Source organism: Methanosarcina sp. 1.H.A.2.2 (assembly GCF_000979975.1).
Lineage (GTDB): Archaea > Halobacteriota > Methanosarcinia > Methanosarcinales > Methanosarcinaceae > Methanosarcina.
Genome location: NZ_JJQL01000015.1, coordinates 26,719 through 42,457, shown reverse-complemented (window position 1 = coordinate 42,457; position 15,739 = coordinate 26,719). Strand labels below are relative to the sequence as shown.

Annotated in this window: 12 protein-coding genes and 1 pseudogene; 9 read left to right on the top strand and 4 right to left on the bottom strand. The window is 38.8% G+C overall.

The features are described 5' to 3' along the window. Positions 1-809: 809 nt before the first annotated feature. The 6 genes and pseudogenes from EO93_RS02655 (at position 810) to EO93_RS02635 (ending at position 7,557) form a co-directional block, all read left to right on the top strand. Entirely contained in the window at positions 810-1,733 is a 924-nt protein-coding gene (locus EO93_RS02655) for an S-layer protein domain-containing protein (protein ID WP_052735370.1), read from the top strand. Between the two features lie 48 nt (positions 1,734-1,781). After that, positions 1,782-2,021 carry a hypothetical protein gene (locus EO93_RS02650; RefSeq protein WP_048161037.1) on the top strand — a complete coding sequence of 80 codons (240 nt, stop codon included), beginning with the start codon at positions 1,782-1,784 and terminating at the stop codon, positions 2,019-2,021. Between the two features lie 1,054 nt (positions 2,022-3,075). Further along, positions 3,076-3,255, top strand: a pseudogene (locus EO93_RS16705) (IS1634 family transposase); the annotation flags it as partial. 444 nt (positions 3,256-3,699) lie between these two features. After that, positions 3,700-4,506: a winged helix-turn-helix domain-containing protein gene (locus EO93_RS02645; protein WP_052735369.1), complete on the top strand. Its 807-nt coding sequence runs from the start codon at positions 3,700-3,702 to the stop codon at positions 4,504-4,506. A 1,486-nt stretch (positions 4,507-5,992) separates the two neighbouring features. Continuing rightward, positions 5,993-6,184, top strand: a complete 192-nt coding sequence (locus EO93_RS02640; protein ID WP_048135965.1) for a hypothetical protein — start codon at positions 5,993-5,995, stop codon at positions 6,182-6,184. 965 nt (positions 6,185-7,149) lie between these two features. Next, positions 7,150-7,557 (top strand): DUF1699 family protein, encoded by a 408-nt coding sequence (locus EO93_RS02635; protein WP_048135963.1) that lies wholly within the window; start codon positions 7,150-7,152, stop codon positions 7,555-7,557. Positions 7,558-7,944: 387 nt separating this feature from the next. Here the strand turns inward: EO93_RS02635 and EO93_RS17860 are convergent, their stop codons facing one another. The 3 genes from EO93_RS17860 to EO93_RS02615 all read right to left on the bottom strand — a co-directional run bounded on the left by EO93_RS17860 (position 7,945) and on the right by EO93_RS02615 (position 10,989). Beyond that, positions 7,945-8,154 (bottom strand): hypothetical protein, encoded by a 210-nt coding sequence (locus tag EO93_RS17860; protein WP_200898074.1) that lies wholly within the window; start codon positions 8,152-8,154, stop codon positions 7,945-7,947. Positions 8,155-8,265: 111 nt separating this feature from the next. Beyond that, the gene (locus EO93_RS16445) at positions 8,266-9,300 is read right to left on the bottom strand and encodes a ribonuclease HIII (RefSeq protein WP_052735368.1); all 1,035 of its coding nucleotides are present in this window, start codon (positions 9,298-9,300) and stop codon (positions 8,266-8,268) included. Between the two features lie 1,365 nt (positions 9,301-10,665). Beyond that, positions 10,666-10,989 (bottom strand): hypothetical protein, encoded by a 324-nt coding sequence (locus tag EO93_RS02615; protein WP_048161034.1) that lies wholly within the window; start codon positions 10,987-10,989, stop codon positions 10,666-10,668. A gap of 327 nt (positions 10,990-11,316) precedes the next feature. Here EO93_RS02615 and EO93_RS02610 point away from each other — a divergent pair, with 327 nt between their 5' ends. Then, on the top strand, positions 11,317-11,991 hold the full coding sequence (locus EO93_RS02610) for a hypothetical protein (protein ID WP_048161033.1): 675 nt from the start codon (positions 11,317-11,319) through the stop codon (positions 11,989-11,991). Between the two features lie 507 nt (positions 11,992-12,498). On the opposite strand, the gene EO93_RS02605 is transcribed toward EO93_RS02610, so the two are convergent. Beyond that, a complete protein-coding gene (locus tag EO93_RS02605; protein ID WP_048161032.1) occupies positions 12,499-12,999 on the bottom strand; it encodes a DUF4352 domain-containing protein in 501 nt (166 codons plus the stop codon). A gap of 375 nt (positions 13,000-13,374) precedes the next feature. Between EO93_RS02605 and EO93_RS02600 the strand changes: the two genes are divergently transcribed. Together EO93_RS02600 and EO93_RS17855 are read left to right on the top strand one after the other, a co-directional pair. After that, a complete protein-coding gene (locus EO93_RS02600; RefSeq protein WP_048161031.1) occupies positions 13,375-14,649 on the top strand; it encodes a hypothetical protein in 1,275 nt (424 codons plus the stop codon). A 157-nt stretch (positions 14,650-14,806) separates the two neighbouring features. Continuing rightward, positions 14,807-15,700, top strand: a complete 894-nt coding sequence (locus EO93_RS17855; RefSeq protein WP_200898073.1) for an HNH endonuclease — start codon at positions 14,807-14,809, stop codon at positions 15,698-15,700. Positions 15,701-15,739: the final 39 nt, after the last annotated feature.

The window sequence follows — 15,739 nt, the reverse complement described above, 5'->3', positions numbered from 1 at the left end:
CGTCCTACAAAACTAATTGAAAAACGTCCTAAAAAACTAATTGAAAAACGTCCTAAAAAACTAATTGAAAAACGTCCTAAAAACTAATTGAAAAACGTCCTAAAAACTAATTGAAAAACGTCCTAAAAACTAATTGAAAAACGTCCCCAAAACGAATTGAAAAAAAGGGCTGTAAAGTCGCTATTAATATCAAAAATACCCCAATACACCCCAAATATCACGTTGATGGCGGTGCTCGTCACATCCCTCTCTCAGAGGGCACTGTTATCATACATCCCCCCGAAGTGAGCAGTAAGGCCTGCAACAACTCCACTGCGCAGCCGCATATTTGCCATTTTTGTGGCTGCACAAGAATGTTGTGTCTATATTCACAGAATCCCGGGAACAGTTCCCCGGTTCCGTCCAGGTGTTGCCATTACCTGGCTTACGGATGCTTGGTGAAGGCCCCTGGTTCTGGAAATAGGTTCGGTGCCCCGCACCTTCAAACCTCCATGCGAAAAAGGGGGTCATCGCAGCCATCGCTGGCTTCGGGTTAATTTCCCAGTGCTTCCGGCCCGGTTCGCCATTTTACCGGTTCAATGAGGCATTGTATCTGAGGCCAGCGGCATAAATGATCGGTTTTAATGCTCCTGTTCCCCAACCTCCGGATACGGGAGCATTTCCCGATTATACCTGTATCATACGTTTAGAGTTAGAAATGGTAACCAATACCTCCTGAGTGACAAATTGCCCGATTTTTATGAACCTGTTTCCTACTTGAAAAGTTAAAAAAATTCTCTGGCAAAAAATTAAAAATGGAGAACATATACATGAAAAAATATGGAGTGTTTCCTACTATTTTTATGCTCGCTGCATTTATGTTGCTGATTTCTCCCGGATTGGCAGCTTCAGTTGAAATCCCTGGTGAGATCTTTGCTGTCGGTTCGGATGAACTTTCCTGGGACGCCACAAACTGGGGCACCATGTACGCAGACCTCACCAATAACAAGTCTTGGACCGAGCGCTTATACTATGAAAATTCCGCTGGTGAGAACGCCGAGCCTCTTGGTATCGATAATGAAAATACCATTGACGACGGGGAACTGATCTACTCCACAAGTCCCTATGTTAAGCAGTACAAAGCCATGAGCAAGTGCGGGGTTTTGGTGGATGAAGACGGCAGCTATACCCTTCTTCCCTGGTTAGGGCAAAAGTACGTTGCAATTGATGGGGACGCGACCACCATTACAAAACTCCTCCTTGAGCAGGGTTCTGACGATGTCCAGACTCTCGGGGCAGGCGAGACCTGGGACCTTGGAGCCGGATACACCCTCGAATGCAAGCAGGTAGACGTTGACGGGAACAAGGTTTGGCTCGCTCTCCTGAAAGACGGGAAGGATCTCGACTCAGAGATCCTTAACACGGATACCGGGGAGGACAGCGACGAAAGGATTTTCATAGCAAGCGCGGATTTTGCAGGCCAAGACGATGCAGTATACTTTGTCACGTATGCAGACCAGGTATTCCAGTCAGCAACAGACGGTATTGTGAGGTTGAAATACACCTGGCTCATTGATAAAGAAGAAGTCCAGACCATAGATACCGACTACAGCATTGGAGTATTTGAGTGCACAAGAGCCGAAGCTGATGAAATCTTCCTCAAGAACGAAAACTCCATTAGCCTGAACATGAACGATATCACATCCCTCACGGACGACCTTTACTTTACCACTTCAGATGTGGACGACGCCTGAACCGGGAAATATTATATCTACCCCGCCAAAGCGGTTAACATTGAATGTGTGGTCGTAGAAGCGGCTCTTGTAGACGGGGAAATCCAAATTCCGGAGGATGAACCTGAAACAATTGAAATTGCTCCGGAATTTGAAGGAGATGTCGGGAGCGAAACTCCTGCAGATGAAATATCCACAGGAGAAAATGAAGAGAAAGGAGATGGAACTGCAGCAAAATCTCCTGGTTTCGGGATCCTGGCAGGTGTACTTGGGCTCTGCCTTTTAGCCGCATACTCGATGAAAAAGTAAGTGGGAATCTCAAGCAATGTTTAAATTTTCCACAAATCTGATATTAACTCTTATTTCCGAAATAAATCGGAGCCGTAAACAATAGTCAAAGGGTTAATAGAAAAGGAATCGCAGAATTTTTAATTCATTGCCTCTTCCCTCTTTTCATTTTTAAATTATTTACACACATTCTATAATCTTTGTGGTCATATTATATAATTATATATTTTAAAATGTTCAAAAAAATAGAACCATAGTATTTTTCGTTAGTTTTTGTGCCCTCACTTGTGCATCTTTCTCCTATTTCTCAGTCCCCTTCTAACATTTTTTAAGTGGGGTCTTTTCAAAGCTTTCATTTAGCCTTCAATTTCATGAAAACTACATATTTCAATTTATGGGAAATTAATTAATTTTCAATCTCATTTGACTTGATTATCAAAAAATATACATTTAATATACTTCCTCATGCGTCTTCGGTTAAGTGAGGAATCATGATAAATTGCATCCATTTCCACAACATATGTTCAAAATTTTAACCAAGCAGGGATGGAGAATGCGTCGATTTTAGGTAAATTGGGCAAAATTTGAGGCAGACATCGGGTACAAAATCGATAGCTCTCATGCAAGAAAATTCCTTCACAGATGACCAATGTATACTTCCTATAATACAGGACTAGATATTTTGCTTATTTTTCATTAAAATCGCATGCATAGGGATTGAATTTACTTATAAAAAAGTTGAATTTAGTGAATTCCCTACAAAAATTCGGATTTAAGGTTCTAAAACCAATTCCAAAAACGTCATCCTTATTAAGGATTATTCGGTAGTTCCGATTTGCTGTAGGTCCGAATGACTACTCTCACTCATTTTCTATTTTTCCTTAATATTTCACAAGAAAAGCCTTCATTTCATCTATCCTGATTATATTTTTGAGCATGTAATCTAAAAATTTCAGTATTGTAAAGTCCTGAAGTAAAATTTGTGCATAGTCTCCACTAACCGATTTTATTATTTTTGACGCTTCGCTGTTTTGTATGGGTTAAAAATAATTGCGTAGTCAGAGAGTTATCATATCAAAAAGGGAAGCCAACAAAAAGACCTACAATGAGATGGATATTTTTCAATTTCCAGGGAAATACAGAACTTAGGACTCAGAAAGAAGGGAAAATATAATCCGAAATATTGAATATGGAGGAGGTTCACTGGAATATATTGGGTCTCATGGGAGATAAATCTGAAACGATCTCTCTCTAATTATATTAACCTCTGCCGAATGTATTATAAATAGTTCTGTTTATATATTATGTCCCATCATGCTAATATTATGTAATTTATGTTTGAAAGAGCACGTTGGAAATGTTTTGGGTCTGTAGTTATAGTAAACTCATGAATTAATCTCACTTGTTAGACACAAATTATATGCATCTTGCTTAGTTTTGGAAGTGTTGATTTTTACTGTGAGGACTATAATCACACACAGTCTTTGAACTTCAACTCTATAAATAGGGATCATGTGGCATTATTGGATTCATTAACATTATATTAAATGCAAAAGTTGGTGTAATTATAGGCGTCTTAGACGTTCGTTTGAAAATGTGTCATACGACTTCTCCAGATTCGTATTAGGTTCTATGGTGATTGAGAGTGGACCCATCTAGTCTTATTAATACAATATTTTTATCTGAAAAAAGGAAAAATGTGCTGGTCTTACTTCTGAATGAAGGGCCCCAGAACATAGACGATCTAAAGGAAGCCCTTGGTATCAGTTCAAGTGCATTGATGCCCCAGATCAAAAAACTTCTTAAGTGGGATATTGTTATCTATAATCCGGAGACAGATGTATACAGTTTGTCTGAAATGGGGGCTTTGATAGTTGAAAAACTTGACGATTTCCTTAATCTCATAAATATTTATGTGGAGAACCATGAGTACTGGGAGGCGCGGGATCTCAGTGATGTCCCCTACCATATGCGAAAATGCATAGGCAATCTGACGCACTGTGAACTGCTGGAAGCGGACCGTGGAAGCCTGTTCGAGTTTCATCCTACTTTTGTCGAAAATATCCTGAACTCTAAATATATCATGATGGCCAGTTCCACTTTCCAACCTCAAACTGTTGATATTTTTTCAAAAACCCTGCAAAACAATTTAAAAATCTCATGTGTATTTACGGAGCAGATTTTTGACAAATTCTTGAAAGAGTTCCCCGATCAATTTAAATGCTTTATTTCTCATGACAATATGACCATTTCCATTCGTAGCGGTCACATTGGCCCCCTTACATTGGTTGTTACGGACACGTTCATGAGCCTCTGGCTTTTTGACAAGAAAGGAAGGTTTGATGGAACTACCCTGATAAGTTATGAGGATAGTGCTATCAAGTGGGGGAGAGCGCTTTTTACGTACTATTCAAGTATCTCCAATCTTGTTTATATTGACGCGGAAACCGACAAAGTGGAACTTTCTGGGTATAATGTCACGAAGGCCCGCAATTGCTGGCTGTGACATTACGAAGGCAAACAAGTTCTGAACATATCTTTTAACGCTCAGGCGGGAAGTCCCCTTCCTCGGCAGGTGTTAGCCTGACAGGTGGGGGTAGTTCACAGAGCTAATAAGCAGATCGAAAGAGTTCAGATCTGTAAGACTAATCATACAAGAGGTATTCAAACTGACAAGAAAGCATACTCTAGTGTCGCGTCAATCCTCAAAGATTTAGTGATTCTAAATAGTTGCAATCAATTTTATACGACCTTTTACTGTTGATGTGATACTAGGGGGATTACACAGATAGATGAGGAGGTATGTCCATAAGTATCGTTTTTTAGCTGTCTTTTTGGGACAACTGTAAGCTATGGGATTAATAAAAGAAAGGAATTTCAAGTAACTTCTGAGCAAATAAATAAATTAAGGAGTGTATAAAATTCATTTTTCAAAAAATTACTATTATTATTAAAAATCTATTTTTTATATCATACTATATTTAGTTTCTAATAATTTTTAGAAAGATTTATATAAAATATTTACATAAGTTAAATCATATTATCTCCAGAAGATAATATAAAAAATATGTACTATATTAAATAGAGAATATTTATGACCCCCCTCGTAATTTGCCTGGTGGCGAATTTGCGGTTTGCAATTAATAGGTATATTTCTGATGCTCCGGGCTGACTTACCAGTTCAGGTAATAAAAATAGGGTTAGTTCGTAATTCCCCCTACTGCTGCGCAATAATAATGGGATTAAGATTTATCGCTTCAGAGGTCGAAGCTACCACACTCCTGCCAGAAAAGGCTTAGGGAGGATGGCTTTCTTGTCCACTAATCTAGAATAATATAGATCAGGTTGATTAAATATCGGAGGTGAGGTGAAAAGCAGTTTTGCATATATGAACTGTACAAAAACTGTATATTTTTTACAGTCTTGTTTTATTTAATTTTGAAGGGATAATTAATTTCAGTATTTCTCGACTGTTTATAGGATTGTGTTCTAACTAACTGGAATCTACTACAACTCGCGAACTTTAAAAAATTATTTAGTATAATATAATTTTTGATGTCACCCCCTGTACATCAACGAGAACCAGATAATCAATTGAGGAGGAAAACTAATTTGGGAAAGTTTAGGGTAAGTGCCTGGGTCGTAGATCTGGTTTTTATGCACATTTTGTTCATTGTGATCCTGTGTATAGTCTACTATTTCATCGTACCAGTAATAGTTCCGGGTTGATTGCAGAGTAAATGAATATCAGACTAAAGGTATCATCTTTAAATTCAAGGGAGAATTTTCCAATCAGAAAAATATGCAACAATTCTATCGTACATTTGTGAAGTTGAATGTGCCTTTTGAGCATGTTTTTCATACCTTGTTAAATTCTTAAATTTTCAGTAAATATGTGAAATTTACTTTTACCCCTACAATTTGAAGATGATGCGACTAAAGAGTTGTATATACTCAAAAAGGATATAAAATCGGATTCAAGGTGGTCTCAAGTGATAGAAGGAATGAAATCTCAGATAGGCGACAATGGCGCGAAAAAAAGGAAACAAGAGCCGACTAATGAGGATGACAGACCAAACGGAATGAAGGCAAAAGGTTACTATCTTGATGTGATCTTCATTCAGCTTTTGCTTCTGTTACTTCTTTATGGAGTAGCTAAATTTGTTGTGCCGATGCTTTCTTGAAGTTCTTCAATTTGACTGAAAAAGGTGCTGGTTTTCTTCGGTGAAGTTTTTCTATCTCTTCCCGAAGCAGTACCACTCTATTTTAAGTGGATTTTCCTTCCGAGAAAGGAGGGCGAAAGCTCCTATGCTTTAGCTTGGAGATGAACCCCGTTCACTTCCCCAACATTCTTTTCATCATCCGCTACCCATTATATTCTTCAAACCCTATTCTCGGTTCTGCAGTTCCTGTAGTTCTTCCTGACACTGTAGCTCTTCTGAACTACTGTACTAAATGGATAACTTTATTAAAGATTGTTCTATAGATAACAGACTAAAGTAAGATCCAGGGAAAACCGATACCTGTTCAGTTTTCTCCAGATACCCTTCTTTTATTTAAAAAAGAGTGTCCAATTGAATACAGAAAAATTCGGTTCTGAAAAATGCCAGGAGACTATAAGAGTTCGCTGAAGTTTTAGCTGGAAATTAACACATTTTAGGAATTATATATGTATAATCCGGATAGTTGAATATATCTGGATAGTTGAATATATATTCTCAGTTTAACCATAACTTTATAATAGTAAATAAGTGGAGGATTGGATCTATTGAGACCTTTAGCAAATGAGAGATCCAAAGAATGTATTCATAATATGCCGGTTTCAGCTGGAATTTATCAAGTTACATAACAAAATATTGAAAATGCCCTGACCTGCGACAAAACAAATATTGTTTTGATAATATTCTGATTTTTTGTTGATTTTGTTCCTCATGCTTTTCAGAATGTCTGAGTGACTATTTATTCATTTGCTAAATTAACATGTGCTACTCATATCGATTTATATTGTTGGTTTATAAAATATACAAAAATAAATGAAAGAATGTAAATACTAGTTCTCTCTAAATAAATCCTGTAATTATAGAAAAATATTTAATGAAGAATTTTTTACTATCAAATAAAAAAAATCAATAAATAGGGAGGACAAACTTTGAAAATAAGGGTTGTGAGTTCTAGAGAAGAAATCTTTACTTTAAATCCAAACGAAAGAATAGTTCATCTGGCTTTTAGGCCTTCGAACAAGGACATTTTTTCCCTGGTCGAGAACTGCCCGAAGATTGAGGTTATACAGTTACCGAAATCATACAGGCGCACGGTCTCAAAGTCCATAGAAATGTTCCTTGAAATGCAGCGTATCCAGCTCATAGAAGGAGATGTCTGGGGCCACAGAAAGGACATAAACGAATATTACCGTATTCCTACCTCTATAATTGAGGAGATAAAGGAACTGAAGATTGAAGGTAAATCCACTGAGGCTATTGAAGAAAAAGTCTCAAGGGAAAGCAAACTGAACCCTGAAATGGTTGCTTACATCCTCAGAAAGGATGTTAGTGCATGAGCCTCTGAAACATATTTTCAGGCTCTTCCCATTTTATTTTCTTCTAACTTCTATTGCTTCGTAATTTTTATTATTCTTTTATTGATGTTAATTTTTAAGTTTGATGTTTTACAGTTTTATTACTTTTCAAGTTTTGTTTCGTTTTTATTTTTATCACTCTTTATTTTTAATTACGTTTTTATTTTTGTGATTTTTGTACACTCGTATAAGGGTAATATGCGGCTTTAATTTTATAGCTACTTTTTTATAAAACAAACGTAAGCTGAGAGGGTAGTTTTTGTAACTTACGGCATTTTCCGGTTTGAATAGAATACCACCCTCCACTCCTGCGGCTTTCCGGCAATTTAACATGTAACAAAACCCCACAATTTTCGACAGCCACACGGCTTATATGGCTAATTGCATCCCAACTTTGACAGTTAAAAGTAATATAAGTGAAGACAGGAACAAATTCCCTGTCTGTCTTTTATCCCCGATCATTATATGATCTTTCGGATCAAGGGGGAGCAAAAATGTGAAAATCCTACCTTCTCCAACTTTGTTTTCAACCCGGATTTTGCCACCGTGCTTTGGCAGACCGGACTTTGATAACCCCATGCCAGGAAACAGGTGATGATATCAAACGGAAGAGATTTTTTTACATATTTAATAAGGGTTTGAATTGTTTGATTTTGTTTCTTTCTGGGTTTGACGGGATAGCTTTTGTTCTTACAGGAGGCGAGATTTCCCCCTCATAAATTCCTTTACGGGAGTGAAGTGAAGCTTTGCTACTTCTCCGATGTCGTGTTTGTTGTGCACTCTGGCCAGGAAGCTGCCTACCATATTTGCTCCCTTGGGAACTGTAACTCCAATCTCTTTGGACCTCTCGTCCATGACACTCAGGAATGCATCTCTGGCAAGTACGGATGCTGCAGCTACTGCCATAGACTTCTCTTCGGCCCTGGTGGTCTCGATGAGGTTTACTTTGTTCAACAAATTTCTCTGAGACAGGGCTTCAGACACAACATTGTTACTTGCAAACTGGTCGACGACGACAGTTGGACACTCGATGTTGATCAGTTCCACGGCTTCTGCAATGTTGCGTGCGTGGGCCTGGGCAAGGAGAACATTCAGGTTGCCGTACTTTGCATACATTGCATTATACTCGCATGGGTTATACGTGTGAATTACATACTTTCCAGCACAGTACTTCTTAATGAGCTGAGCAACCTGCCTGATCTTGCCATCAGTCAGGGTCTTGGAATCCGCAACCATGTGCTTCAGGATGGACATTGCTTCCTGAGACAGTGAATTATCGATGCAGAATGCAGCTGTGACCAGAGTCTCACATGCTCCGCCCTTTCCAACTTCATCTGCTCCTATACAGAACAGGGGAAACTTCTCCGAGACGGTTGGGTTACTGATTACATTTTCCGAAGCCTGGGAAGCTACTACCTCGGACAGCCGCTGCAGGCAGATGGTAGGAATTGTAATCTTATGCTTGAATTCGCTCAGGTCGATGTTCTGGATAAGCTCTATGATTTTTGCAGATTCGGGGTTATCTCCAAACCTGGACATGTCGATGGTAAACCCATTTTTCTTGGACGAATAGATGTTAATCTGACCTACCCAGTTGCTGAAGCTAGTCCTGAACTGGATAAATTCTGCAGTGTTCTGCATCATCTTTATGTCCGAGACTACAATACCATGAGCCTTAAGCCCATTTGAAACCAGTGTAAACATCTCTTTTAGGGTCATGATCATCGAAAAGTGGGTTGTGGTTTTGGGAGGAAGAACCCTTTGATCCGGATATAGATGAAAAAACTGCAATTAAATATCTACTGTAGACTCCTGTTTGCGCTAAAACATGCACAAAAAAGTAAGGATTATTTCCACAAACATCACATAAAGCTCTATGGCTTAGCATGTCATTGGTAAGGATGAGGACACCGGGTGAAAATACAATTCATCGCTCGTATATCGAGCGACTGGATACTCGCATTCAAGTACTCAAGCAGTCTAAATGAATGACGTTTCAGTTTTTAAGGGATCCTGACATAATCCTGAATACTTGACCTGACAAAGGGGGGGGTCAATGTCAAGTATTGAGTATCTGACCCGCAGGATATACCTTTGAAAATCCCTACGTGGAAATTACTCATGGCTTCCATGGGTTCGCCCTGGAAACATGGGCAAAGTGTAACAGTTGCTTTTTTGGATTGTTCTTGGTGTGTTAGTTTCGATTGAGGGGCTCGTCTACAAACATGAGGCATATGTGTGTAATCAAGCGTGCCTCAATAAAACTGAATACATGCCTTGCCACAGCGCGTCTTTGGTAAGGACGAGTGTAGGGAAATGAGGTTCATTCCATGTTTCGATCCTTCCCAACATCATTCTGATACGCACACCCCAGAAAAAGAGTCCTGAAAATTCGCCTGAACTGTTACAATTCTGTTGGGTAATATTCAAAAAAAAGTTCCGTAGAAATTGTTCTATTCACACAGGAGAAAAGTATAGTGGGAGGTGGACTTGTAGCCCACATATTCCCTAAAAATATTTTTAAGCCTCGGGCGGGATTTTCAGGTGCTCCTGTCGTCGCTTTTGCCTTACGGCCCCGGCAACCTAGTCCTAACCAATTACGCGCTATACCCCTAAGCCACCAAGGCACTGTTGCTGTAAGAGCATCTCCAAAATATAGCATAGATTCGAAGCCTAAATTCTTTATTTTCTACTGAATTTCAGTTTATATGGCTTGCTACATATACCTTTCATTCTTGATTTATTTGCAATGTATCCGGCTGTACAAATCGTGCGAGAATGTACTGCCACTGTCTTTGAGTTGAGTTAACATGAGTTCATCAAGTCTTCAATGAATTCATATCAGAGTCTCTCTCAAAACGATCCCTAAAAATCTCAGGCTTCAGGAATTATCCTTAATGCCCTGAAGAACTAAAACCTGGGCAGCCTCGTCTCGTGATATGTTTTTAGCCTTTGCAAAAGAATCTATTACCTTTATATCCGAGTCCTGCATGAACACAGGCTCTGCCCGATCTGCACCTGACGTGGAAATGTCCTTAACTTCTATTAAGTATCAAATGTTACTTCTACAGTCAATTATTCATTACCTGCTTATTCCAGGACCTTTTGTGAATTATCCTGAGTTTTCTGCAACTCTCCTTTACAAAAAGAAGCAAACAACTTTTGTCCTTCCTCGGTTTGTAGTATAGAATTAAGCAGCAATTCATTACCTTTTATTTCGCTTGTAGACTTCTCAATTTGTTTTGCTTCGTACTTGGTAAGAAACTCTGTCAGAGCAGTAGTGATTACATCAGAAATAGAGCTGAATTTGCCAGCTTTAACTAATGCATTTGCACCCTCTAAGAGATATTCATTTAATGCAACGGATTGAACTTTCGTCTTCCTTTTTTGAGTCATACTACCATTGTAATACAATGTCCGTTCCCTAATATGAGAGTATTTATTACATATGTATTACTATTGTAGTCAATATTATATAGTTTGCTGCCATATTACAATAGAACTACAATATGCTTACAATAAGGGGAGTAATGACTACTCCAATCATTACCGAAAAAGGAGGATAACAATGACCTCAAAATCGCAACCTGAAAAAACGACCACTCAGAAAAGTGCCCTAAGAGGTGAACAAGATGTTGAGTGAATTACCAATACACAAAGTGCCAACCAGTGATTCGCAACTCACTCTACAGCAGAACAATTGCCTTGATTTAATATCTACCTTTTGCAGGGGTGAGTACTGTGGCCTATTCCAATGATTCTGGGGTGATGGTCGAGCCATACGTAAGCCTGCTGGAAGAAATTGATCCTGAAGTCCAAAAACTACAGAGCCTGCTGAACCATCCCACCGTAAGGATGGAAATTGAAGGGATCATCACTCGGGTAATTGCAAAAGAGCACAACCTCCTCGAACGGCTGGATCTGCTGGAAGGATACCTCGGGGTAAGTGCAAAGACTCATTTTGTGGATATAGATCTGGACTGGGAAGAAATGGACGACCACGAAAGGATGATGAATCCCCAGAATAAACGAAAAACATTCATTCCACTTCCTGAGCGCCTCTCAGAGCTCGAAAAAAAGATTATTGAAGGAAACGTGCCAAGGAGTGAAAACTCCCTTCTGAGCGGCAATAAAACAGTTGTCAGGGCAAAACTGGTAATGGAGGAGTTGCAGAACACAAAGCCTAATATGGCTGGGAAGATGCTCACATCCTCAGAAATTTATCTATTTCTTAGCTCTGAATCGGTCTCCGAAGAGTGCCGTATACTCGTGAAGAGGTCCAGCAGCAGAGCCATGATTCAAACAATAATGGAGAAAGTCGTAGAGCTGTATCCTGACAATGTCAGAAAGGGCAAGAAGAGGAAGGGAAAAGGAACTTCCTTTCTGATTTTGAAGGAGGAAGATGACGGTTATTGAGGTTACAGTACTTGGTAGGTACGGTTTTCCGTACTTTGCCATGTTTAGTACGTACTTCTTCGAGGATCGGTGAGTGGAAAAATGGTGTTTTTGAGACTGAAATGACAGAAGATTAGCCCATCTGAAGGGCAAGTTGGAAAAGAGAATGAATCTCTTCTCACAATAAGTTATAGAGATTGACACGGTTAGATGAGATTGTAAAAAGCTTTCATGATATTAATTGGTAAGAAGTTTGTTTCCCATGCTTTCTTTTAGGCTTGTCCGTACGTACTCAGTACGGTAACTTGAGCCGAATTGAGAGTTATTTTTCGGTATATAGCAACCAGAACCCCCCGTCAGTATCTTGCAAAACTTTTTCTTGAATACCGTGACCCTGGTGATTTCGCTCGATACGCAAAGGATGAACAGATCGAGAAGCTGAGGAGAACATGAGTAAGCAAGCTGTCCATATTGAAATCTTGATCTAGGAAAGCAGTAAATTAAAACAGACAAAATAAAAAAAGGGGATTATTCCCCCAAATAAACTATGCTGTATTCAGGATTTGGCTCCGTGGATAAGGCGCTCTGCAATTGATAAACGATTTGGAATATTTTATGCCCACCAGGACTCACTAATAATTCATTGTCCGCTATTGTCTGAGGATGATTTATTCCATCAGCGTAGGTAGCTGGTATATCTGGACTGTACATCATTTCATCCCATTCCAACGCCCACATATTAGGATTTATGTTATAAGTAGTGTTCCCAGTGTTGTTCATTTCAATAGTTGCGATTACAAAAAAACATCCCGGGTCTGCAGTTTTGAGTTTGTTTAGAAAGGTTGTTTTCAAGACTGTTACTTTGATATCATCGTCTAAAGTATGTTCTTTTATCACTGGTTGAACCGATGTGGACGCAAGTGTTTGATTTCCTTCGCTGTTATCTACATCAGTCTGGATTTTCTCAGTACATCCAATACAAGACATTGCAAACAATATTAACAATATAATTGGGATCAATTTTGCCATGGTTTAGTTTCTCCGATTCGGTAAGAGATTAATAAACCAACTGGATTACTTAAGTCATTCTTTTTGCTTCTTACGTGGTATACATACACTATTTTCCTTTTGTTCACTTCCAGGATTTCTAAAGCTTGTCAGAACCTACTTTAAAGACCTGAGAAGTCAGATTCAAGCCCTACAATTTAACCAAATTTAAAAAGATTTTTATATAAAGTGATTTCAGATTATTACAAGTAAAGTCAGTTAACTTATCTGCAGGAAGGAAGTCCTGACATCGAGGGCATGAAGGCACAATAAACCAACCCGAAAAACAGACCGCAATCCGGAAACTCTTTTCTACTCTCTTAGGTCAGGTGCATTCATTAAGCAAAGCGAGAAGTCATGGCAAATGTACCGCTGAAAAATCGGATGTACGGATATGAATTGTCTGGAAGCGAATATCAACTTATTTTCGAGAAAGACAACATGGGTTACGTCAGGTACACTGACAAGAAGAATGGAATCTTCTGTCTTGACCCGTCTCCATTTTTGAACGATCCACGCAATGAAATCTACGTTATAAGGGACAGGAGAACATGCGAACTGCCACCAAAAGGACAGCTCATAGAAGCAACTGTCAGTGAGACTGAAAAATTTGATGAAGTTGCAAATAACGAGATCCAGTCAACGATGATTAAATATGTGTCCGGCTGGCAGTTTGTGGACCCAAACAAAATCCGAAGCAATAGGCTGTTGAACAAAGAAGAGTTTTTGGACTACATGGCAATTCCATTTGCGAAGAAAAGCAGCAAGGAAGAGAAATATTTCTGGGAACATATCGCCTTTGCTATGGGATTGTACTGTGTATCATCCCCACAGTTGTTTGATTTTGAACCCGGTGGAATTAACACCATCGTGATGGGAAAGGACATAGGACGGAGTGACTGGAATATATTCAAGCGGGTTGCCAATGTTGTGCCGAAAGAGTTCAGGAACTCAACTTATCCGAATTTTTATAAATCTCTGGAAACGCCTGAGCAGCCCTGTCCTGTGAACAGTACGGAAGTTAACTTGGCATATTTCAATATCAAGGAAGTACCTATCCATATCCCAATGCCATTGGATGTGGAATTCCGAAGCTACCTCTCGTACAAAGATGAACTAATAGATTCATTACCGCTGGCGAGAGGATTCATGCTCGATGCATTGCTTTTCCAACCTCAGATCTCAGACAAGCTTCAGAGACGGATAGACGAAGCAATGTATTTCGTTATGGAAGAGATCATTCACGCAGATGCATTGCCATACCAACAAGATATTGGTTCTGTTATACCGAAGTTAACTACTGCTTTTGCTCGCCTTGATACTCAAACAAATGTGACCCTTGAGAACTTGAATGAGGGTAAGTTTTTATGGGCAGATTTAATGACCCAGACAAAGTTTGTCGTAACAGCGACAGTCGATATTGATGAACTGTACAGACAGACTCCTTATGAGGTTCGAGTACTTGGAGAGCTTAAGGAACTCAATGAGACAGGCATGATTCTCACAATCGAAAACATCAAGAAACATACGAAGATCCCTGAGTGGGAAGTTGAAAAAGCGTTAAAGAAACTGAGTACAAGCGGGTACATATATTACAGATGTGATGGCACGATTGGAATTATCGAGTTTTAACTGAAGGGTGATAGATTGGTCTGTAATCTCCTTTGCCAATTTCTGGATGGAGAAAAGAAAAAATTGTGGAATTTGAGTCTATTTCAGAAATACCTGCAGAAGATTCCAAACGATGTTAAACATAGGCCAGAATTAATCGACTGTTTTGGAGGAGTTTATGACCGACTCTGATATTGATAAAACTAACGAAGCAATGAATTCACTTCTTCCAGATGGAGAATATAGAAAAATTTGTTTGCCTTTATTCCTTGAAGCACTCAAAAAAGCTAACTCATATGGTAGTAACAAGTGGGGTGCATATTACTATGATGAGGGTGTTCGTCTCCTAGTTGGCAATCTCATTGTTTTTACCGTTCACAAAAAAAGAATTTGGTTGGCTCTTGATAAACAATTGTTAAATGAAAGAAAGGACCTATGGAAGTTATTAGATGAAAGTGATTTATGGCACTGGGAGACTGGAGATTATTCAGAGTATAAACCGGTTCCATCAATGAATGGATACTATACTCCTTCCAATAAGGATTCAGATATTTGGCCTATAGTAAGGGATCTACATTTTAATTATTTGGAAAAACTTGCAAACAAATATACATGGTTAAACATTAAAAGCCAGCCGAAGCATTCGGATAAATTATTGGATTATTTAAAGCATGAACTTGGATTAAGAAGTATTCCTTTTCCAAATTATGGTGAAGCAGAAATCGCAGAAGAGATATCTTCTGAAGAAAGTAGTAATTTGTATGAAGGTGCAAAAAAACAAATTACAGTAAATGCTTATGAAAGGAATCCAACTGCCAGGAAAAAATGCCTCCAGAAATATGGCTTTAAATGCAGTGTGTGTGGATTCGATTTTGAAGAAGTTTATGGAGATATTGGAAGTAGATATATTCATGTTCATCATCTAAAGCCTTTAAATGAAATTAATGAAGAATATAAAGTAGATCCTATCAATGATTTAAGACCTGTATGTCCCAATTGCCATTCTATGCTGCATAAAGCTAAATTTTCAATTGAGCAGCTGAGGGAACAATTGAGAATACATGCCATCTGAATGCATAAGCAAGTGGTTCATAAATTTCCTCTTATGTAA